We start from the raw sequence: 18,807 nt of genomic DNA, 5'->3' as shown, positions 1-18,807 counted from the left end.
GCTCAGCCGCCCCGGGTCTGTCGGGCGGTGGTATTGGGCTCGTCCTCGGCGTAGGCGCGCTTGATCTCCTGCCAGGCTTCCTCGGCCGTCTCGACGTACTTGAAGATGTTGACGTCTTCGGGGTTGATCATGCCGTCCTCGACCAGCACGTCGAAATCGATCAGCCGCGACCAGAACTCCTTGCCGAAGAGCAGGATCGGACGGCGCCGGATCTTGCTGGTCTGCGTGAGGGTGAGCGCCTCGAAGAGCTCGTCGAGCGTCCCGAAACCACCCGGGAAGCTCACCAGCGCCACCGCCCGCATCAGGAAGTGCATCTTGCGAATCGCAAAGTAGTGGAACTGGAAGCACAACTCCGGCGTGATGTAGGGGTTGGGGGCCTGCTCGAAGGGCAGCACGATGTTCATGCCCATGCTGCGTCCGCCGGCCTCGAAGGCACCCCGGTTGCCGGCCTCCATGATGCCCGGCCCGCCGCCGGTGACCAGCACCACCGGCTCGCCCAGGGCGTCGGCATCGCGGGCGACGATCTCGCCGAGCTTGCGCGCCTCGTCGTAGTAGTGCGACATCTCGACCTGGCGCCTGGCACGGCGAATCGCGGCCGCATCGCCGCCGGCCACGGCTTCGTCGAGCAGTGCCTGCGCCTGCTCGCGCGGCTTGAGCCGGGCACTACCGAACAGCACGATGGTGGAATCGACCTTCTGGTCCTGCTGTACCAGCTCCGGCTTCATGAGCTCGAGTTGCATGCGCACCGGGCGCAGCTCCTCTCGGAGCAGGAATTCGGTGTCGGTAAACGCCATCCGGTAGGAACTCTCGGGTCCCTCGTAACGGGCCACCGGACGCACCGCGACGGCTTCTTCGTGGGCGGAGGGGAAATTACGTGCCTTGAGATCGCTTTTGGGAGTCATCGAATCGTGTTCTCGAAATTATTCGGTCTGCCGTGCGGCGGCAGGCTGATCGGGCATCCCGCTACGAAACACCAGGGCGGGAAAATCCGTGGATCGGCGCAAGCATATGCGCAAGCGGCGATTCCGGCCGGGAAGCACTGCGCAATTTCAGGAAGATGAGCCGCCAGCCACTGCTGCGCGGGCACGGGTCTTGGCAGCCACGTAGTCGCCGTGACTCACATACAGCAGATCGCCAATCCTGCGCATCAGGTGATTCTCGTTCGCGTCGAGCTTGCCGTCGGCGAAGGCGACCTGCCACATGTACTCGACCACCTTGGCCCGCTGCGCCGGCGTCAACGCCTTGTTGAGCCGCGAGGTGAAGTCATGGTAGCCCACCGCATCGCGCATCTGCTCGCCGGCGACGTCGAGCAGCGCCTCGGTCTCGGCCTGATCGAGCGAGAATCGCTCGCGCAGCACCCGCGCCGCGACCTCGAGCTCGGCGGACGAAACCGCATCGTCGATGCGCATCATCTCGACGATCAAGGCCGCCGTCGCGACCTGAACCGCGTGCTCACCGTCGGCCTGTCCGCCCGATGAAGCGGGCTCGACAAAGGCATCGAAAAAGCGCTGAAGGCTGCGAATCATGGATTTCTGGCTCCGGAAATGCAAGACGGCCAGAATCAGCCGCCAGATGAAATAGTATCCGTTCTGGCCAAAGCAGTTCCCGCACCGATCCATGACGGACTTTCGGGCACCGAGATGACGCGGTATGGTCAATGCAGACAAAGGCGCCGTCCGAGCGCGCTCCACCACCCCAACGGAATGCTTAGATGACCGACTCCCAAGCACGGCAGGCCGACCGGCCGCACCGCCTCGAAACCCTGCCCTTCGACAACAGCTTTGCCCGCCTGCCGCAAGAATTTCATACGCGACTCGCGCCATGGGGCCTGCCCGATCCCCACCTCGTCATCGCCAGCGATGAGGCCGCCGCCCTGCTCGGTCTCCACGCGGGCGAGCTGGACCGCCCGGAGTTCGTCGATGCGCTCGCCGGCAACAGCACGCTGCCCGGCAGCGAAATCCTCTCGGCGGTGTATTCCGGGCACCAGTTCGGCCACTGGGCTGGCCAGCTCGGCGACGGCCGCGCCCATCTGCTCGGCGAGGTACGGACAGCCAGTGGCCCGTGGGAGATCCAGCTCAAGGGCGCCGGGCGCACGCCCTACTCGCGCATGGGAGACGGTCGCGCGGTGCTGCGCTCATCGATCCGCGAATTCCTGTGCTCCGAGGCGATGGCGGCGCTCGGCATCCCCACCACGCGGGCACTGGCCATCGTCGGCTCCAGCCACCCGGTACAGCGCGAAGAACGCGAAACCGCGGCCGTGTGCGCGCGCCTCGCCCCGAGCTTCGTGCGCTTCGGCTCTTTCGAGCACTGGGCCGCCAACCAGCGCGAGAACGAACTGCGCATGCTGGCCGACTACGTGATCGAGCGCTTCTATCCCGAAGCCCGGGACGCCGCCAACCCGGCCGCCGCGATGCTCGCCGAGGTGAGCCGCCGCACCGCCGCGATGACCGCGCGCTGGCAGGCGGTCGGCTTCATGCACGGGGTCATGAACACCGACAACATGTCGATCCTCGGGCTGACCCTCGACTACGGCCCGTTCGGCTTCATGGACGCCTTCGACGCCGGCCACATCTGCAACCACACTGACCGGGGCGGCCGCTACAGCTACCGTAACCAGCCCCACGTGGCGCACTGGAACCTGCACGCCCTCGGCCACGCGCTGATGCCGCTGATCGGTGACGAGGCGGCAATGCGGGAGGCCATCGACCGCAACTACGCCGAGGTCTACAACCGCGACTTCGTCGAGTTGATGTGCGCCAAGCTCGGTCTCGGTGACGCACGCGAGGATGACGACGTGCTCATCAGCCGGCTCTACGGCCTGCTCGATGCGAACCACACCGATTACACCCTGTTCTTCCGCAATCTCGGCGTGCTGCCCGCGGCGCCACGAACCCCCACCGACGATGCCCCCGTACGCGACCTCCTCATCGACCGCGCTGCCTGCGACGCCTGGCTCGCCGAATGGCGCGCCCGCCTGCACAGCGGCGCGCCCGCCGACGCCGAGCGTCAGCGCGCGATGAACGCGGTCAACCCCAAATACGTGCTGCGCAACTGGATCGCCGAGACCGCGATCCGCGCCGCCCGGCAGGGAGACTACAGCGAACTGCACGCGGTCCATCAGTGCCTGAAGAAGCCCTTTGACGAACAACCCGGTCATCAGCGCTTCGCGGCGCCGCCGCCCGACTGGGCGGAAGGACTGGAAGTGAGCTGCTCGAGCTGAACCTGTCGACGGAAACGATCGGATGAATACCTCACCCCCACGCGAAGACGGACTCTTCGCGCTGACCACCCCGACCATCGGCCACTACGAGGCCAACGCCGAGTCTTACCGCGAAGGCACCCGCGACCACGACGTCAGCCAGAACATCGACGCGCTGCTCGACGCGATCGAGGGCGAGGCGCCGTACAGCATCCTCGATCTGGGCTGCGGACCGGGGCGCGATCTCGCACGCTTCGTCGAACGCGGCCACCAGCCGGTCGGGCTCGACGGATCGGCGGCATTCGTCGACATGGCGCGACGGGAGACCGGCTGCGAAGTGCTTCACCAAAACTTCATCGCGCTGCAGTTGCCGGCGGCGCGTTTCGACGGCGTGTTTGCCAACGCCAGCCTGTTCCATGCGCCACGCGAGGCAATCGGCAAGGTGCTCGGCGCCCTCCACGCGACCCTCAAACCACGCGGTGTGCTGTTCGCCTCGAATCCGCGCGGCGCCGACCAGGAAGGCTTCAACGGCCAGCGCTATGGCTGTTTCTACACGCTGGAAACCTGGCGAGCCTGCGTCACCGCGGCCGGCTTCGAGGAAATCCGCCACTACTACCGCCCGACCGGCCTGCCGCGGGCGCAGCAGCCGTGGCTGGCGACGGTGTGGCGCAAATGCGAGCGACCGCCGCGATAATCACGCGCCACCGCGCTCGAAGGCCGCATCCACCGGCACCTGCAGCGCGGTGGCGAGGTGGTTCGTCTTGGCGGCGAGACCGACGATTGCGAGTACCTCGGCGTGCTGCGCCGCACTCATGCCCTTTGCGACGGCGGCCGCCGTGTGCGAATGCACGCAATAAGTACAGCTGTTGGCGATCGACACCGCGAGATAGAGCATCTCCTTGGTCAGCGGGTCCAGGCTCGACGGCGTTGCCATGACCGCCTTGACCTCTCGCCAGGTCGCCTCGAGCAGGGCCGGATCGAAGGCGAGATAGCGCCACATGTTGTTGATGAAATCCGTATTGCGGGTCGCACGGATATCGTCGAACACGGCTTTGACCCGCGGATCATCCTCGGTGCTTGGCGGCACGGTGGCCATGGCGTTCCCCTGTCTGTAGTGAAGGGCCATTATCGCCCTGTCGCCCAGCCCGGGCGAGCGCCGATCGAACGACGCGTAGGACTGCGCCTACACGAATTTGAGCCGCGCCCGACAGCGGCCATCGCGGCACAGGCGCCATACTGCGACCATGCAAAATGAATCAAGGAGCCCTCGATGAAACCCAGCATTCTTGTCGCAAGCCTCTGCTCGGCCGCGCTGCTGCTCCCGATCGGCGCCAGTTCGGGCGAGTTCTCGGGCGCACTGGACGCGATGGCCGTCCCCCAGCATTTCTTCATGCCCGCCGGCCCGAACGCCGCTCACTGCGCCACGGCAGCTCATCCCGGGACAAGCGCCGGCGAGGCCCTGGAAACGAAGCTTGTCGTTCACATGTATGCAACGCGCTTCTAGCTGGCTGGCCGCCACACCGATCGGTTATCCTCGCAGTCCGCCAATCGGCAGCCCCCAAGCCATGTCTTCACACGCCACGTCCGCGATCGAACTGGAATGGTCCACCCTGCAGCACAACCACGAGCAGTACGAGCGCGGCCTGTTGTGGATCAAGTTGCTGGCGGTCGTCCTTGCCGCGATCGCGTTCGTGAGTGGTAATTTTGCACACTTCATGGCATTGCTGATCGCGGTTCTGTGGGCGCAGGAAGCAATCTTCCGGACCTTCCAGAACCGTCTGTCGGAGCGCATCCTGCGCATCGAGGCATTGATCCGCGAGGGCGGTGAAGGCGCCTCCGCCTGCCAGCTGCACAGCGAATGGGCTGCGGCACGCCCCGGAACGGCGGGCCTGCTTGCCGAATACGCCCGCAGCGCCTTGCGGCCCACCGTCGCCTTTCCGCACGCGGTACTGATTCTCGGCCTGATCGGCATGTGGCTGGCGGCTTGAATCGGGCGAAACCGTGCCTCTATCGAATTAGATTTTCTAATTCGTAAAACAAAAATCCTCGTTTGTCGGCGCCGATCCAGGCGTCTAGAGTCCGCTTCGAGCCACATGCCCCAACAAAGGGCATGGAATTGAAGAAATGCACCACTTCGGAGCAGGACCAGATGATCAAGAGCAGCACCCGCCCGCAGAGCACCATGGACGACCAGGTCGACTACTACGACTACGGTCTGGTACTCGCATCCCAGGCAATCGCACGGATCACGGGCAGATCATCGGTTCGGAGCGGTGAGACCGCGCCCCGCCAGGACGAGCCGTCGATTGCCGGCCGCCTTGCCGACTGTTTCGATCTGGGTCGTTTCATGTGCAACGTCACCCGGCACACCTCCCACCCGACGGATTAGCTCACCGTTGCAGACGGCCAACCGCCGTCCGAATACGGAATGAATGAAATGAACACCCACTTCACCCCTTCTGCAGATAGACAGGTCGACACGACCGATCTCGTCGAGTATCTCGAGCAGGGCCGCAGGATGCGAAGTGCCGCGTTGTGGAACTTCGCCACCCACCTCAAGCCCTCGATCGAGCCGCGCGACGCACAACCCGAAGCCACGCCGGCATACCCGGTCCGTGGCGGCATCGACACCGCGCAGTACATGCGCGAAGGCCGTGCCATGCGCAACGCCGTCATGCTGGAGCTCGTCGCTTCAGGTTGGGGTCTGCTGTCGAGAACCGCCCGCAGGCTCATCGGGCGCAGCCACACGGCTTTCTCCTGACCCTGGCGGCCCGGGCGTCCCGTGTGGGCGCCCCATGAACCGGCAGGCGCCGCAGGCGGCTGACGAGGCGCTAGAATCGATGCGTCCCGTGCCACCCTGCCCACATGCCCCGGAACCCGCCGCTGCTAGAGATTCCAAGCCCTTTCGAGACGGCGCCGGGGCATCTGCTCCTGCTCGAACCGCCCTGGGCTGACATCCCGGCACTCGCCGACGCGATCGCCGCCGGGCACTACCGCAAACCTTTCGTCCTCGACGATGGCGAGCGGCGCTACCTGCACTTCAGCATGCGACTCACCCAAAGCGCGATGCTCAAGCGCCGGCCGAACGAACTCGATCTGCGCTACACGCAGAAGATGATGCTGTTCCTGCTGTTCGTCCCGAGACCGCAACACATCGTCCTGCTCGGCCTCGGCGGTGGCTCCTTGCTCAAGTTCTGCCGCCATCACCTCACCCACACCCGATTGGTGGCGGTCGAACTCGACCCTGACGTGATCGCGCTGCGCGAAGCCTTCGCGATACCGCCGGACGGTGATCGACAGGAGATCCGCCAAGGGGATGGGGTGGACTATCTCGCCATCTGTCGCGACCGCATCGACGTCCTGCTGGTCGATGCATTCGACCGGACCGGCCTCGCCCCCGAACTCGCCGGCCACGCATTCTTCGAGGACGTCGTCGCGAGACTCTCCGGCGGCGGCGTGCTGGTGGTCAACCTGGCAGGCGATCGCAGCAGCTACGCCGGCTTCATCGGTGCGGCAATGACCGCATTCGACGATCGGGTGATCGTGATGTCGGTTCCCGAGGATGGCAACCATGTGCTGCTTGCCTTCCGCAATCCCGCCTTTTCGCCGGACTGGCGACGGCTGCGAAATATCGCGCGCCAGCTCTCCGAACGCTACGGGCTGGACTTTCCGTCCTTCGTCGACAAGCTCGAACGTTCCGACAAGCTCGGGCTGGCGAGGCGCGAGGCGCTGCGCGGCGGCTAGCACACATCGCTGCGCGGACACCACGCAACGGCCTTACACTCGACGTCACGACGAATACTGCGCACCACTGCGGTGCAGCGGCCCGGATGACGCCCCTTTCCCCACTCATTGCCCGCGGGCACCAGCTTGCCGAAGTGCTCCGGCGTCATCCGGGCTCGGTCGCGGTGTTCGGTTTCGTCTCGGGCCTCGCCAGCTTCTTTCTCATCGAGCGTCACCGCGGCTCGGTCCGCGTGATCGCGCTGCTGTTGCTGGCGAGCTGGGTCTGGCTGGTCCTCGAGCGCCTGCTGCGCACCCGGCTGAAACGCCGCTTCGGGATCGCGCTGCCACAGGTCCTGCTCAATTACGCCATGCAGCTGATCCACCAGGAAAGCCTGTTCTTCACGCTGCCCTTCTTCATCGTGTCCACCGCGTGGAACACTACCCAGGCCGCGTTCACCGCGCTCCTCGTCATCGCTGCGCTGATCGCGATCACCGACCCGCTCTATTACCACCGACTGGCGCCGCGACGCTGGCTCTACCTGGCGTACCACAGCCTCACGCTGTTCGCGGTGTTACTCGTGGCGCTGCCACTGATCGTTCATCTGCCGACCGCACGGAGCTACTCGATCGCGCTCGTCAGTGCGGCCCTGCTTTCGTTCCCCAGCCTCGCTGCAACGGTTCCGCGGCAGCTCCCACGCCGGGGCCTCGCGGTCGCAGCCCTGCTGACGCTGCTCGCAACATGCGGCTGGTTCGCACGCTCGGCGGTGCCACCGGCAACGCTCTGGCTCGGCCGCGGCGCGATCAGCCTCGAACTGGACCAAGCATCGCGCGAGCCGGGCCCGGCGGTCAGGCGATTGAGCGTCGCGCAGCTGCGCGACAAGGGCGTCTATGCATTCACCGCGATCAACGCACCACTCGGTCTGAGCGAGCAGGTTTTCCATCACTGGATACACAACGGCACCATCGTGGACAGCATCGACCTCGAGATTCTCGGCGGTCGCGAAGCCGGCTATCGGGCATGGACCCACAAGACGCATTTCCCGGACACCCCTGCCGGTCGATGGGAAGTGCGGGTGGTAACGGCCGGTGGCCAGTTGATCGGCACGCTGCGCTTCCGGGTCACGGACGAGGCAGCGCCCACGAAGCGCTGAGCACGTCACCCGGCGAACACGGCTTGACCCATCCACATGCCCGCAAAGATACTGCGGGCGTAGGCCGGCGGCCGCCCCCTGGATCACGCCGTCATCGCCGCCGGACACCGACAACCGACCCCGGGCAAGCCGCATGAGCGACGCCAGCACCACCGGAACCGACGCCGCAAACGATGCACGCCGGCGCACCACGGACAATGCGACAGGGCTGCGACACGCCGGCGACTCGATGGCGCGGCTGCTGGCTTTCGCCGCGGTGGGCTGGTCGGCGCTGCAGTTGTGGGTCGCCTCGCCGCTGCCCGAACTCTTCGGCGTGCTCGTCCTCAACGAAACGAAGGTCCGCTCACTGCATCTTGCCTTCGCGGTGCTGCTCGCCTTTCTTGCCTACCCGGCGCGACGCGGCGCAAGCGGCCCACCACCGCGCATCGACCTCGTGCTCGCCGTGCTGGCGGCGCTCAGCGCCGCCTATCTGTCGGTTTTCTACGATTCGGTAAGCGCCCATACCGGCGATCCCACCGGGCTCGAAATCGCGGTTGCGGCATGCGGCCTCGCACTGCTCCTCGAAGCCACCCGGCGCGTGCTCGGACTGCCGATGGTGGTCATGGCGCTGGTGCTGCTCGGCTATGTCTTCTTCGGCGAGCGGATGCCGGAGCTGATCGCCCACAAGGGCGCCTCGTTCGGCCGCACCATGAGCCACATGTGGCTCACCACCGAAGGAGTCTTCGGCGTGGCACTGGGCGTTTCGGCCGGCCTCATCTTCCTCTTCGTGCTGTTCGGCGCCCTGCTCGAAACCGCCGGTGCCGGCAGCTACTTCATCCGCAGTGCGGTGGCGCTGCTCGGCCACATGAGGGGCGGTCCGGCCAAGGCCGCGGTGGTCGCATCGGCCGCAACCGGTCTGATCTCGGGTTCGTCGATCACCAACGTGGTCACCACCGGGCCGCTCACGATTCCGCTGATCAAGCGGGTCGGCTACCCGGCGGAGAAGGCCGCCGCGATCGAATGCGCCGCCTCGGTCAACGGTCAGGTGATGCCACCGGTGATGGGGGCTGCCGCCTTCCTCATGGTCGAATACGTAGGCGTGCCCTATGTGCAGGTTCTCAAGCACGCGCTGATCTCGGCCATGGTGTCCTATCTCGGCCTCCTTTACATCGTCCACCTCGAGGCAGTAAAGGCCGACCTGCGTGGCCTGCCACGGCAGCGCTCGAGGCGCTGGCATCGAGCCATGGCCAGCTTTGCACTCGGCTTTCTCGGCATCGCGCTGGTGCTGACCGTGGTTTCGGTGATCGGCAGCCTGGTTCACGCGGCGCTCCCCCAGCTCTCCTTCCTGGTGATGGCGCTGTTGCTGCTCGCGGCCTACGTTGTCCTGCTGCGCATGAGCCTGCCGCACGCCGGCGAAGTCTCGCCAGCGGACGCGCCGATCACCGCGCTGCCACCTTTCGGACCCACACTGCGCTCGGGCATGCATTTTCTGCTGCCGGTCGGTGCCTTGGTCTGGAACCTCGTGGTCGAGCAGCTCGCCCCGACACGAGCAGCCTTCTGGGCGACGCTTTTCCTGGCCTTCATCGTGCTCACCCAGCGCCCGCTGCTGGCCTGGTTTCGCGGCGAACACGGCATCGGTGACGCATCACGGCGCGGCCTGCAGGACCTCATCGACGGGCTTGCCGCGGGCGCCCGCAACATGGTGGCCGTGGCAATCGCCACCGCCACCGCCGGGATCATCGTCGGCACCGTCACGCTGACCGGTGTCGGCCTGGTCATGACCGAACTCGTGACGGCCCTGTCGGGCGGCAACATCATCGTCATGCTGGCGCTGGTGGCGCTGATCTGCCTGGTACTGGGCATGGGCCTGCCGACCACTGCCAACTACATCGTGGTGTCATCGCTGATGGCACCGGTAATCGTCGCCATCGGCGCTCAGAACGGCCTCTTCGTCCCGCTCATCGCGGCACACCTGTTCGTCTTCTATTTCGGCCTCATGGCCGATATCACCCCGCCGGTCGGGCTGGCCTCCTACGCCGCGGCGAGCATCGCGATTGCAAACCCGATCCGCACCGGCATCATCGCCTTCCGCTATTCGATGCGCATGGCGTTGCTGCCTTTCATGTTCGTGCTGAATCCAAAGCTGCTGCTGATCGGCGTGGACGGACTTGGCCATACCTTCATCACCCTCGCTAGCGCGACGCTCGCGGGTTTTGCCTTCATCTCGGTGAACCAGGGCTGGCTGCTGGTGCGCAGCACCGGAACCGAGCGGCTGGCGATGCTGCTCGCGGTGTTCATGCTGTTCAATCCGGGCATGTTCATGGACCCGCTCAGTCCGCCCTACACGCAGCTCACCGGGACCGCCGCCGAGCAGGCGATCGTCGAGGCGCCGGCCGACACGCGCATGCGGGTGCTGTTCGCTGGCACCACGCTGGAGGGCGACGCGGTCGAGCGCGGCATCCTGCTGCCCCTGGGCAAACCTGCGGCCACCGCCACCCGGCGTCTTGCAGACAATGGTATCGGCACGGTCATCAGCGAGGCGGGCTTCACCGTCACCCGCGTCGAATTCGGCAGCCAGGCGGCCAAGCTCGGTGTAGAGGCCGGATTTCGGGTCATCGCTGTCGAGGTCCCCGGCAACCGGATCGCGCGGGAGTGGATGTTCCTGCCGGCGCTGATGTTGATCGCCTGGGTGCTCCGCCGGCAGCGCCTGAGGTACGCCCCCGCGCCGGCTTGACCCGACGCGGCCCTGACTTGCCTCTTGTAAGGGTATTCCCTTATGGCGCACAGGCCGGGAAAACTCCCCTAATGGGCTTACTTCCGCAGGCGCCGCCGCTAGGCCGGCTGCGGATTTCGGGGAAAACGCCGGCGATAACGGCACACCCCACGGCAACACACCACAAGACCACGCGGATCGAGGGGGACGAATGCGCAAGGGCCGAAACGGCAAGAGCCTGCCCACAGTAAGGGCGTCATTCTGGCCACGCAGCGCGCTCGTCCGCTTTCCGCCCCGGCAGTGCCAATCCGCCCCAATCCCGGCCGCCACCACCGGACGGCCGTCAACGGCAGCACCACACACCGAGGGTTTACCCTCATATCGCCACACGCATCCGATCCGGGGCCCGCAATGAGCGACTTCATCCTCGAAACCGTCGACCTGACCAAAGAGTTCAAGGGCTTTGCGGCCGTCTCGGACGTCAATCTGAAGATCCGGCGCGGACACATCCATGCGCTGATCGGCCCGAACGGTGCGGGCAAGACCACGGTCTTCAACCTGCTTACCAAATTTCTGCCTCCGACCCGCGGCACGATCCGCTTCGAGGGCAAGGACATCACCCACGAGGCGCCCGCCGCCACCGCCCGCCGCGGGCTGGTGCGCTCCTTCCAGATATCGGCCACCTTCCCCCACCTCACGGTGATGGAAAACGTGCGCATCGGCCTGCAGCGCAAGCTCGGTACCGCCTTCCATTTCTGGCGTTCGGACAAGAGCCTCGACGTGCTCAACGACCGCGCCATGGCCCTGCTCGAGGATGTCGACCTGGCCGGCTTCGCCGACACCGTCACCGGCGAAATGCCCTACGGACGCAAGCGCGCGCTTGAGATCGCGACGACTCTGGCGCTCGAGCCGACGATGATGCTGCTCGACGAACCCACCCAGGGCATGGGCCAGGAAGATATCGCCCGGGTCGTGGACCTGATCCGCAAGGTCTCCGCCAATCGCACCATCCTGATGGTCGAGCACAACCTCTCGGTTGTCGCCAACCTGTGCGACCGGATTACCGTCCTGCAGCGCGGCAGCATGCTCGCCGAAGGCAGCTACGACGAGGTCTCCAAGAACCCGCAGGTGCTTGAAGCCTACGTCGGTTCCGACGACATGGCCGATGCACACCACTGAGCGCACGACAGCATGAGCACACCTGCCAGCCCCAATCGCGAGATGCTGCGGATCACCGATCTGCATGCCTACTACGGCGAATCCCACATCCTTCACGGCATCGACCTCAGGATAGGCCGCGGCGAGTGCGCGACCCTGCTGGGCCGCAACGGCTCGGGCCGCACCACCACGCTAAAGTCCATTCTCGGTCTGGTCGGCCGGCGCACCGGCTCGATCATGCTCAACGGCAAGGAGATCATTGCCGAGCCGACCCACCGCATGGCCCGCCACGGTATCGGCTACGTTCCCGAAGAGCGCGCGATCTTCGCCTCGCTGAGCGCCGAGGAAAATCTCATGCTGCCGCCGCAGGTCGCCAGCGGCGGCATGAGCATCGCCGAGATCTACGAGATGTTCCCGAACCTCGCCGAGCGCCGCAGCAGCCCCGGCACCAAGCTCTCGGGCGGCGAGCAGCAGATGCTGGCGATGGCCCGTGTGCTGCGCACCGGCGCCAAACTGCTGTTGCTGGACGAAATCACCGAGGGCCTTGCCCCGGTCATCGTCAAGAAGCTCGGCGAGGTCATCACCGAACTCAAGACCCGCGGCTTCACCATCGTGCTGGTCGAACAGAACTTCCGCTTTGCCGCACCCCTCGCCGACCGGCACTACGTGCTGGAACACGGGGAGATCATCGCCACCATTTCCAGGGAAGAACTGCCGGAAAAAATGGATTGGCTGCATCAGACCCTCGGTGTCTGAGCCGGGGACCACATCGCTCGAGGAGGAGATACATGACTCACAAGAAACTGCTGACGGTCGCCTGCGCTGCCGCCTTCGTCACGCTGTCGGCCGGCGTCCAGGCCCAGTATTCCGGCAACGTGGTCAAGATCGGCGTGCTCACCGACCTGTCGGGCACCTATTCCGACCTCGCCGGCTCGGGCGCGGTGGTCGCGACCCAGATGGCCATCGACGATTTCATCGCCAAGGAAAAACCCGCCTTCAAGATCGAGATGGTCAGCTCGGATCACCAGAACAAGGCCGACATCGCCGCCAACAAGGCCCGCGAATGGTTCGAGCGCGAGGGTGTCGACACCGCCACCGAACTGGTCACCACCTCGACCGCACTGGCGGTCATGAAGATCGCCAAGGAAAAGGACCGCATCGCGCTGATCAACGGCGCCGCCTCCACGCCGATCACCAACGAGCAGTGCAACGACGTCTCGGTGCACTACACCTATGACACCTACGCGCTGTCCAACGGCACCGCCAAGGCGGTCACCCAGCAGGGCGGCAAGACCTGGTTCTTCCTGACTGCCGACTATGCCTTCGGCCATGCACTCGAAAAGGACGCCACCGCGGTCATCACCGCCAATGGCGGCAAGGTGCTCGGCTCGGTCGCCCACCCGTTCCCAGGCTCGGACTTCTCGTCCTTCCTGCTCCAGGCGCAGGCCTCGGGCGCCCAGGTGATCGGCCTGGCCAACGCCGGCGCCGACACCACCAACGCCATCAAGCAGGCGGCCGAATTCGGCATCACGCCCAAGCAGTCGCTGGCCGGCCTGCTGATGTTCATCACCGACATACATTCGCTCGGACTCAAGCCGACCCAGGGCATGTATCTGACCACTGGTTTCTACTGGGATCGCAATGACGAGACCCGCGCCTGGTCGAAGCGCTTCTTCGACAAGCAGAAGCGCATGCCGACAATGGTCCAGGCCGGCCAGTACTCGTCCATCTATCACTACCTGCAGGCGGTCAAGGCGGCCGGCACCGACGATACCGGCAAGGTCATGGCGGCGATGAAGAAGACCCCGATCAACGACTTCTTCGCCAAGAATGGCGTGATCCGTGCCGATGGCCGCATGGTGCATGACATGTACCTGGTACAGGTCAAGAAGCCGGCGGATTCCAAGTATCCGTGGGACTACTACACCATCCGCCAGACCATCCCGGCCGACCAGGCGTTCCAGCCGCTTTCCCAGTCGCGCTGCCCGCTGGTCAAGAAATAAGTCGATCCACTGACAGGCCCGGGCGGGCGCTGCCAGCCCGGGCGTGGAGCCCTTGATGGAAATTTTCGGAATCCCGTCCGCGCTGCTCGGCAGCCAGTTGCTGATCGGCCTGATCAACGGCTCGTTCTACGCGATCCTCAGCCTGGGTCTGGCGATCATCTTCGGCCTGCTCAACATCATCAACTTCGCCCATGGTGCGCAGTACATGATGGGCGCCTTCATCGCCTGGCTCGCGCTCACCAAGTTCGGCATCAACTACTGGGTCGCACTGATCGCCACGCCGATCATCGTCGGCGCCTTCGGCGTATTCCTCGAGCGCACCATGCTGCGCAAGCTCTACAAGCTGGACCACCTCTACGGCCTGCTCCTGACCTTCGGCATCGCGTTGATCATCGAAGGCATCTTCCGCGACCAGTTCGGCATCTCGGGCCAGAGCTACGACGTGCCGGAACTGCTTGCCGGCGGCGTGAGCCTGGGCTTCATGTTCCTGCCGATCTATCGCGGCTGGATCATCGTCGCCGCCCTGACGGTGTGTTTCGGCACCTGGTTCATGATCGAGAAGACCAAGCTCGGCGCCTACCTGCGCGCCGGCACCGAAAACCCGCAGATGGTGCAGGCGCTTGGCATCAACGTGCCGCTGCTGATCACCTTCACCTACGGCTACGGCGTCGCGCTCGCCGCCTTTGCCGGCGTGCTCGCCGCCCCGGTGTTCCAGGTCAATCCGCTGATGGGCTCGCACCTCATCATCGTCGTCTTCGCGGTGGTGGTGATCGGTGGCATGGGCTCGATCATGGGCTCCATCGTCACGGGACTCGGACTGGGCCTGATCGAGGGCCTGACCAAGGTGTTCTACCCGGAAGCCTCCTCGGTGATCGTCTTCGTGATCATGGTCATCGTCTTGCTGGTACGACCCGCCGGCCTCTTCGGCAGGACCTGAGCCCGACAAAGGAACCCGTACATGCGCCCCACCACCCTCGCCTCGCAGTCCGCGCTGCTCAATCCCGCGGTGCTCTACACCACCCTGCTCGTACTCGGCCTGGTCGCCCCCTTCACGCTCTACCCGACCTTCCTCATGAAGGTGCTGTGCTTCGCGCTTTTTGCCTCGGCCTTCAACCTGCTGCTCGGCTTTGCCGGGCTGCTGTCCTTCGGCCATGCCGCCTTCCTCGGCTCGGCCGGCTACGTCTGTGGCCTGATGATGCGGGACGTCGGCGTCACGCCCGAACTTGGCATCCTTGCCGGTACCGTCGTGGCCGGGCTGATGGGCTGGCTCTTCGGCACGCTGGCGATCCGCCGCACCGGCATCTATTTCGCCATGATCACCCTGGCACTCGCTCAGATGGTCTACTTCCTGGTGCTTCAGATAAAGGCCACCGGCGGCGAGGACGGTCTGCAGGGCGTACCGCGCGGGCACCTCTTCGGCCTGATCGACCTGTCCAACAACATGGCCATGTACTACACGGTGTACGCGGTGTTCTGCCTTGGCTTCTTCATCATCTACCGCACCATCCACTCACCCTTCGGGCAGATTCTCAAGGCGATCCGCGAGAACGAGCCCCGCGCCATCTCGCTCGGTTACGACGTGGACAAGTTCAAGCTGCTGGCCTTCGCGATCTCGGCCGCGCTGTCGGGCACCGCGGGCGCCACCAAGACCCTGGTCTTCCAGCTCGCCTCGCTGTCCGACGTGCATTGGCACATGTCGGGGGAGGTCGTGCTCATGACCCTGCTCGGCGGCCTCGGCACCATCCTTGGTCCGGCCGTGGGGGGTGCCACCATCGTCACCATCGAGAACCAGCTTGCCGAATCGGTGGGTTCCTGGGTCACCGTCATCATGGGCGCGATCTTCGTGGCGTGCGTACTGCTGTTCCGGCGAGGGATCGTCGGCGAGATCCAGGCGCTGCTCAAGCGCGCGGGCATGCAATGATGGCGCGCGGAAACGCGGCCCCCGACCGGTACGCCCGTGCGGCACGCGCGGGCGCGGCGCTCCTTGCCACGCTCTCCATCGCCGGCTGTGGCAGCACGCTGTCGCAGAGTCGACAGGAACATGTACATCACATGGGCGGGCAGGTCATGCCCTTCGATCTCGCACGTACCGTTCACGTCTTCCGCATGACCGAAACCGGCGGCATCCAGCGAGTCCTCTCGCGCGATCGGGATGCAAGCGAGCAGATCGCCAAGATCCAGCAGCATCTTCAACACGAGGCCCACGCCTTCCAGCGCGGCGACTACAACGACCCGGCCACCCTGCATGGCGAGAACATGCCGGGCCTGAAAGAACTGCAGGCCGGCGCCGCACGGATCAAGGTAACGTATTCGCCACTGGCCGACGGCGCCGAGATCCGTTTCGAAACCACCGACCTCGCGCTGCTCACCGCGATTCACCGCTGGTTCGGTGCCCAGTTGTCCGAGCATGGCGCAGACGCTCGGGCCGAGTGATTGAAAAGACGATGCTCAGCGTTTGCCCGCGATCTCGCTGCCGACCAGTGATAGCACGCATTGCCGAATCGTCGGTTAGGGTCCGACTATGCCAGATCAGGCCCAGACGCTGACGGTTTACGCGCCGCGACGAAATATTGGGCTCCCAGAGGCAGCCAAGTCAGGAAACGCTCAAACGCTCTGAGTCTGCGGAGCGCCCCCGGAAAGAAGAGCCTGTAATGGCGAATAACCCGCGTAAATCCACCCTGACGGAGCGCGTCGCAAAGCTCTCGGGGGCGCAAGAGCACGGCATTCTCATCAAACGGGCAAGTGTTCACTGCATGCAGGGTAAGCGGGTTAAACGGGTTGTGTTCGAATATGATCAGCACCCCCCCGGGTGCCAACACCCGGAGTAATTCGCGCAGCAGCCCTTCATGGCCCGACTTGGGAATATGGTGAAACACGCATGCCGAGAAAATCAGCTCAAAACTGCCGGCCGGCATTGGGAGCGTTTCCCCATCGAACTGGATCAAGGCGGCTGACCCAGCGAATCGCTCTGCCGCGATCTTCAGGCTCGCGTGAGAAACATCGGCGCAATAGATGGAGGCTTCTGGGAACTGCTGCCTGAAGTGCGGGATGGAGTTCCCGACGCCAGCTCCAAAGTCAAGGATTCGTGAAGGCCCGGGGAGCCCAAGCTCACAAACGAGATTCGCGACATCCTGCACTTTGTATCGGGCGAAAAACTCGGGGCTTTCGCCCGAGAGTCCAATATTGCGGGCATGGATCTGTCGATACTCTTCGGCAAACCGATCGAACTCCGACTTATCCACGCTCACACTCCGCCCCCGGATCAATGGGGGATGCGTTTCGCGTCATCGTTTCAATGATGTAGCGGGGTCGTGCCTTCACCTCTTTATAGGCCTTCCCGAGATATTCGCCGATGACCCCGAGACACAGGATCTGCACGCCTCCGAGCAAGTAGATCGGGAGCAACGTCGACGTCCATCCGGGTAGGGCCAGGTCAGTGAACAACTTTATCCATAGCGTCCATGCACTCATCACCACGCTGACCGCGAAGACCAGAAACCCTGTGACAGTAATCATGCGAAGCGGAACGGTCGAGAACGAAGTGACCGCGTCCAGCGCAAGAGCAAGCATCTTGCGAAGCGGGTATTTTGATACCCCCGCGAACCTCTGAGCCCGATCGTAGTAGACGATGGCGGACTTGAACCCCACCAACGGGACCATCCCGCGCAGGAACAAATTGACCTCGCCGAATGCCTTCAAGGCTTCGATGGCCCTGCGATGTCCGCGCCGATCCAAATTTGACCAGGGGTGCCGATTGAATTTTGACCAGGGGCGATAGCTGCCTGTCATGACGGCAGCTGTGGATAAGTGTATCGCTTCAGCGCCCTGTGGGTCCTCCTTTTCTGAGTGTTCAGATGAATTGGTTTCGCCGTGTCCGCCGCGAAGGGCGTAGCCCGAAGCGGCGGACACGGCGACGGCGTGCTTACCCAGGTACGGGCTCGTGCCGGGCGCTCTCGCGGGAACGGATCCGCGCCTTGGCGACGCCCGTACTGTGCTGGAAGCGGTAGGAGTCGTTCCCGGTCTCGACTATGTGGCAATGGTGGGTGAGGCGGTCGAGCAGCGCCGTGGTCATCTTGGCATCGACAAATACGCTGGCCCATTCGCCGAAGGCGAGATTGGTCGTAATCAGCACGCTGGTGTGCTCGTAGAGCTTGGAGAGCAGGTGGAAGAGCAGCGCGCCACCGGCCTGACTGAATGGCAGGTAGCCCAGTTCGTCCAGGATCAGCAGATCGATGTTCTTGAACGACTGGGCCATCCGGCCGGCGCGACCCGCGGCCTTCTCCTGTTCGAGCGCATTGACCAGATCAACCGTGGAATAGAAGCGCACGCGCCGACCGTGGCGGGTGATGCCCGAGACGCCGATCGCCGTGGCCAGGTGCGACTTGCCCGTGCCAGGCCCGCCGATGAACACGACATTGTGGGCCTCGTCGGCGAAGTGGCAGTCGGCCAGTTCAAGGATCAGCTTGCGCTCCACCGGTGACTGGGCAAAGTCGAATCCGGCCAGATCCCGGTGCACGGGGAAGCGCGCGGCATGCATCTGGTAGCGGACCGAACGCATCGCACGGTCCGTGCGTTCCGCTTCGAGCAACTGTTCGAGGCACTGCCGGCTGTGCGACAGATCGGCTTCGTCCCGCGCCACCCATTCTCCCCAGGCCGTTGCCATGCCGTACAGGCGCAGCGCCTTCAACTCGGTGACGAGATCACGCATGGCCGGTCTCCTTCCTGCGCAGCCGGTCGTAGCGCCCGGTATCGGCAGTCGGCGCAGTCTTGATCGTCAGCGCGGTTTCCACGCTTTGCGGCATCGGCGCCTGCTGCAGCCGATTGATCACGTTGAGCACGTGCTCGACGCTGACCTGGCCAGATTCGAGCACCAGTTCGACG

General features: G+C 64.8%; 21 protein-coding genes and 1 pseudogene. 15 read left to right on the top strand and 7 right to left on the bottom strand.

What is annotated here, in order from left to right; genetic code table 11:
• Positions 1-2: 2 nt before the first annotated feature.
• Positions 3-902 (bottom strand): LOG family protein, encoded by a 900-nt coding sequence (locus tag GQB03_RS18815; protein WP_159692644.1) that lies wholly within the window; start codon positions 900-902, stop codon positions 3-5.
• Positions 903-1,049: 147 nt separating this feature from the next.
• On the bottom strand, positions 1,050-1,526 hold the full coding sequence (locus GQB03_RS18810) for a tellurite resistance TerB family protein (RefSeq protein WP_159692642.1): 477 nt from the start codon (positions 1,524-1,526) through the stop codon (positions 1,050-1,052).
• A 185-nt stretch (positions 1,527-1,711) separates the two neighbouring features.
• Here GQB03_RS18810 and GQB03_RS18805 point away from each other — a divergent pair, with 185 nt between their 5' ends.
• Positions 1,712-3,220 (top strand): protein adenylyltransferase SelO, encoded by a 1,509-nt coding sequence (locus tag GQB03_RS18805; protein ID WP_159692640.1) that lies wholly within the window; start codon positions 1,712-1,714, stop codon positions 3,218-3,220.
• Between the two features lie 22 nt (positions 3,221-3,242).
• Complete coding sequence (locus tag GQB03_RS18800) at positions 3,243-3,893, top strand: class I SAM-dependent DNA methyltransferase (protein ID WP_159692638.1); 651 nt, start codon at positions 3,243-3,245, stop codon at positions 3,891-3,893.
• Here GQB03_RS18800 and GQB03_RS18795 read toward each other — a convergent pair whose 3' ends face one another.
• Complete coding sequence (locus GQB03_RS18795) at positions 3,894-4,295, bottom strand: carboxymuconolactone decarboxylase family protein (RefSeq protein WP_159692636.1); 402 nt, start codon at positions 4,293-4,295, stop codon at positions 3,894-3,896.
• 174 nt (positions 4,296-4,469) lie between these two features.
• Here GQB03_RS18795 and GQB03_RS18790 point away from each other — a divergent pair, with 174 nt between their 5' ends.
• The 13 genes from GQB03_RS18790 to GQB03_RS18730 all read left to right on the top strand — a co-directional run bounded on the left by GQB03_RS18790 (position 4,470) and on the right by GQB03_RS18730 (position 16,359).
• Positions 4,470-4,703, top strand: a complete 234-nt coding sequence (locus tag GQB03_RS18790) for a hypothetical protein (RefSeq protein WP_159692634.1) — start codon at positions 4,470-4,472, stop codon at positions 4,701-4,703.
• A 61-nt stretch (positions 4,704-4,764) separates the two neighbouring features.
• Positions 4,765-5,187 (top strand): hypothetical protein, encoded by a 423-nt coding sequence (locus GQB03_RS18785; protein WP_159692632.1) that lies wholly within the window; start codon positions 4,765-4,767, stop codon positions 5,185-5,187.
• A gap of 122 nt (positions 5,188-5,309) precedes the next feature.
• Positions 5,310-5,588, top strand: coding sequence for a hypothetical protein (locus GQB03_RS18780; protein ID WP_159692630.1), 279 nt, complete (start codon positions 5,310-5,312; stop codon positions 5,586-5,588).
• Positions 5,589-5,636: 48 nt separating this feature from the next.
• Positions 5,637-5,960 carry a hypothetical protein gene (locus GQB03_RS18775; RefSeq protein WP_159692628.1) on the top strand — a complete coding sequence of 108 codons (324 nt, stop codon included), beginning with the start codon at positions 5,637-5,639 and terminating at the stop codon, positions 5,958-5,960.
• A gap of 104 nt (positions 5,961-6,064) precedes the next feature.
• Positions 6,065-6,943, top strand: coding sequence for a spermine/spermidine synthase domain-containing protein (locus tag GQB03_RS18770; protein WP_159692626.1), 879 nt, complete (start codon positions 6,065-6,067; stop codon positions 6,941-6,943).
• Between the two features lie 86 nt (positions 6,944-7,029).
• Positions 7,030-8,073 (top strand): DUF5924 family protein, encoded by a 1,044-nt coding sequence (locus GQB03_RS18765; protein ID WP_159692624.1) that lies wholly within the window; start codon positions 7,030-7,032, stop codon positions 8,071-8,073.
• Positions 8,074-8,206: 133 nt separating this feature from the next.
• The gene (locus GQB03_RS18760) at positions 8,207-10,786 is read left to right on the top strand and encodes a TRAP transporter permease (protein WP_159692622.1); all 2,580 of its coding nucleotides are present in this window, start codon (positions 8,207-8,209) and stop codon (positions 10,784-10,786) included.
• Positions 10,787-11,176: 390 nt separating this feature from the next.
• On the top strand, positions 11,177-11,944 hold the full coding sequence (locus GQB03_RS18755) for an ABC transporter ATP-binding protein (protein ID WP_159692620.1): 768 nt from the start codon (positions 11,177-11,179) through the stop codon (positions 11,942-11,944).
• Between the two features lie 12 nt (positions 11,945-11,956).
• Positions 11,957-12,679 carry an ABC transporter ATP-binding protein gene (locus GQB03_RS18750; RefSeq protein ID WP_159692618.1) on the top strand — a complete coding sequence of 241 codons (723 nt, stop codon included), beginning with the start codon at positions 11,957-11,959 and terminating at the stop codon, positions 12,677-12,679.
• Between the two features lie 32 nt (positions 12,680-12,711).
• On the top strand, positions 12,712-13,926 hold the full coding sequence (locus GQB03_RS18745) for an ABC transporter substrate-binding protein (protein WP_159692616.1): 1,215 nt from the start codon (positions 12,712-12,714) through the stop codon (positions 13,924-13,926).
• Between the two features lie 55 nt (positions 13,927-13,981).
• Positions 13,982-14,863 carry a branched-chain amino acid ABC transporter permease gene (locus GQB03_RS18740; protein ID WP_159692614.1) on the top strand — a complete coding sequence of 294 codons (882 nt, stop codon included), beginning with the start codon at positions 13,982-13,984 and terminating at the stop codon, positions 14,861-14,863.
• A gap of 21 nt (positions 14,864-14,884) precedes the next feature.
• Positions 14,885-15,847: a branched-chain amino acid ABC transporter permease gene (locus GQB03_RS18735; RefSeq protein ID WP_159692612.1), complete on the top strand. Its 963-nt coding sequence runs from the start codon at positions 14,885-14,887 to the stop codon at positions 15,845-15,847.
• Positions 15,844-16,359 carry a hypothetical protein gene (locus GQB03_RS18730; RefSeq protein WP_200832310.1) on the top strand — a complete coding sequence of 172 codons (516 nt, stop codon included), beginning with the start codon at positions 15,844-15,846 and terminating at the stop codon, positions 16,357-16,359. Before GQB03_RS18735 ends, GQB03_RS18730 begins: the two co-directional genes overlap by 4 nt.
• An 86-nt stretch (positions 16,360-16,445) precedes the next feature.
• On the opposite strand, the gene GQB03_RS18725 is transcribed toward GQB03_RS18730, so the two are convergent.
• From GQB03_RS18725 to GQB03_RS18710, 4 genes and pseudogenes are all read right to left on the bottom strand, one after another.
• A complete protein-coding gene (locus tag GQB03_RS18725) occupies positions 16,446-17,168 on the bottom strand; it encodes a class I SAM-dependent methyltransferase (protein WP_159692610.1) in 723 nt (240 codons plus the stop codon).
• Positions 17,161-17,835, bottom strand: a complete 675-nt coding sequence (locus GQB03_RS18720; RefSeq protein WP_159692608.1) for a hypothetical protein — start codon at positions 17,833-17,835, stop codon at positions 17,161-17,163. The genes GQB03_RS18725 and GQB03_RS18720 overlap by 8 nt, the downstream gene beginning before the upstream one ends.
• A 13-nt stretch (positions 17,836-17,848) precedes the next feature.
• On the bottom strand, positions 17,849-18,634 hold the full coding sequence (istB, locus tag GQB03_RS18715; protein ID WP_159692606.1) for an IS21-like element helper ATPase IstB: 786 nt from the start codon (positions 18,632-18,634) through the stop codon (positions 17,849-17,851).
• Positions 18,627-18,807: pseudogene (locus GQB03_RS18710) on the bottom strand (IS21 family transposase); the annotation flags it as partial. The pseudogene GQB03_RS18710 and the gene istB, both read right to left, overlap by 8 nt.

The sequence above is a fragment of the Cognatazoarcus halotolerans genome, from assembly GCF_009800965.1.
In the GTDB taxonomy this organism is placed as follows: Bacteria; Pseudomonadota; Gammaproteobacteria; order Burkholderiales; family Rhodocyclaceae; genus Cognatazoarcus; species Cognatazoarcus halotolerans.
Note: the sequence above shows the minus strand (reverse complement) of the source record. Positions and strands in the feature narration are given on the sequence as shown.

What these genes read in the sequence shown, in the direction of transcription:
- GQB03_RS18730 (WP_200832310.1), top strand. Translation starts at nt 15,844, where the DNA reads ATGATGGCGCGCGGAAACGCGGCCCCCGACCGGTACGCCCGTGCGGCA.
- GQB03_RS18785 (WP_159692632.1), top strand. Translation starts at nt 4,765, where the DNA reads ATGTCTTCACACGCCACGTCCGCGATCGAACTGGAATGGTCCACCCTG.
- GQB03_RS18755 (WP_159692620.1), top strand. Translation starts at nt 11,177, where the DNA reads ATGAGCGACTTCATCCTCGAAACCGTCGACCTGACCAAAGAGTTCAAG.
- GQB03_RS18805 (WP_159692640.1), top strand. Translation starts at nt 1,712, where the DNA reads ATGACCGACTCCCAAGCACGGCAGGCCGACCGGCCGCACCGCCTCGAA.
- GQB03_RS18735 (WP_159692612.1), top strand. Translation starts at nt 14,885, where the DNA reads ATGCGCCCCACCACCCTCGCCTCGCAGTCCGCGCTGCTCAATCCCGCG.
- GQB03_RS18810 (WP_159692642.1), bottom strand. Translation starts at nt 1,526, where the DNA reads ATGATTCGCAGCCTTCAGCGCTTTTTCGATGCCTTTGTCGAGCCCGCT.
- GQB03_RS18745 (WP_159692616.1), top strand. Translation starts at nt 12,712, where the DNA reads ATGACTCACAAGAAACTGCTGACGGTCGCCTGCGCTGCCGCCTTCGTC.
- GQB03_RS18815 (WP_159692644.1), bottom strand. Translation starts at nt 902, where the DNA reads ATGACTCCCAAAAGCGATCTCAAGGCACGTAATTTCCCCTCCGCCCAC.
- GQB03_RS18780 (WP_159692630.1), top strand. Translation starts at nt 5,310, where the DNA reads ATGGAATTGAAGAAATGCACCACTTCGGAGCAGGACCAGATGATCAAG.
- GQB03_RS18760 (WP_159692622.1), top strand. Translation starts at nt 8,207, where the DNA reads ATGAGCGACGCCAGCACCACCGGAACCGACGCCGCAAACGATGCACGC.
- GQB03_RS18775 (WP_159692628.1), top strand. Translation starts at nt 5,637, where the DNA reads ATGAACACCCACTTCACCCCTTCTGCAGATAGACAGGTCGACACGACC.
- GQB03_RS18795 (WP_159692636.1), bottom strand. Translation starts at nt 4,295, where the DNA reads ATGGCCACCGTGCCGCCAAGCACCGAGGATGATCCGCGGGTCAAAGCC.
- istB (WP_159692606.1), bottom strand. Translation starts at nt 18,634, where the DNA reads ATGCGTGATCTCGTCACCGAGTTGAAGGCGCTGCGCCTGTACGGCATG.
- GQB03_RS18800 (WP_159692638.1), top strand. Translation starts at nt 3,243, where the DNA reads ATGAATACCTCACCCCCACGCGAAGACGGACTCTTCGCGCTGACCACC.
- GQB03_RS18770 (WP_159692626.1), top strand. Translation starts at nt 6,065, where the DNA reads ATGCCCCGGAACCCGCCGCTGCTAGAGATTCCAAGCCCTTTCGAGACG.
- GQB03_RS18790 (WP_159692634.1), top strand. Translation starts at nt 4,470, where the DNA reads ATGAAACCCAGCATTCTTGTCGCAAGCCTCTGCTCGGCCGCGCTGCTG.
- GQB03_RS18740 (WP_159692614.1), top strand. Translation starts at nt 13,982, where the DNA reads ATGGAAATTTTCGGAATCCCGTCCGCGCTGCTCGGCAGCCAGTTGCTG.
- GQB03_RS18750 (WP_159692618.1), top strand. Translation starts at nt 11,957, where the DNA reads ATGAGCACACCTGCCAGCCCCAATCGCGAGATGCTGCGGATCACCGAT.
- GQB03_RS18765 (WP_159692624.1), top strand. Translation starts at nt 7,030, where the DNA reads ATGACGCCCCTTTCCCCACTCATTGCCCGCGGGCACCAGCTTGCCGAA.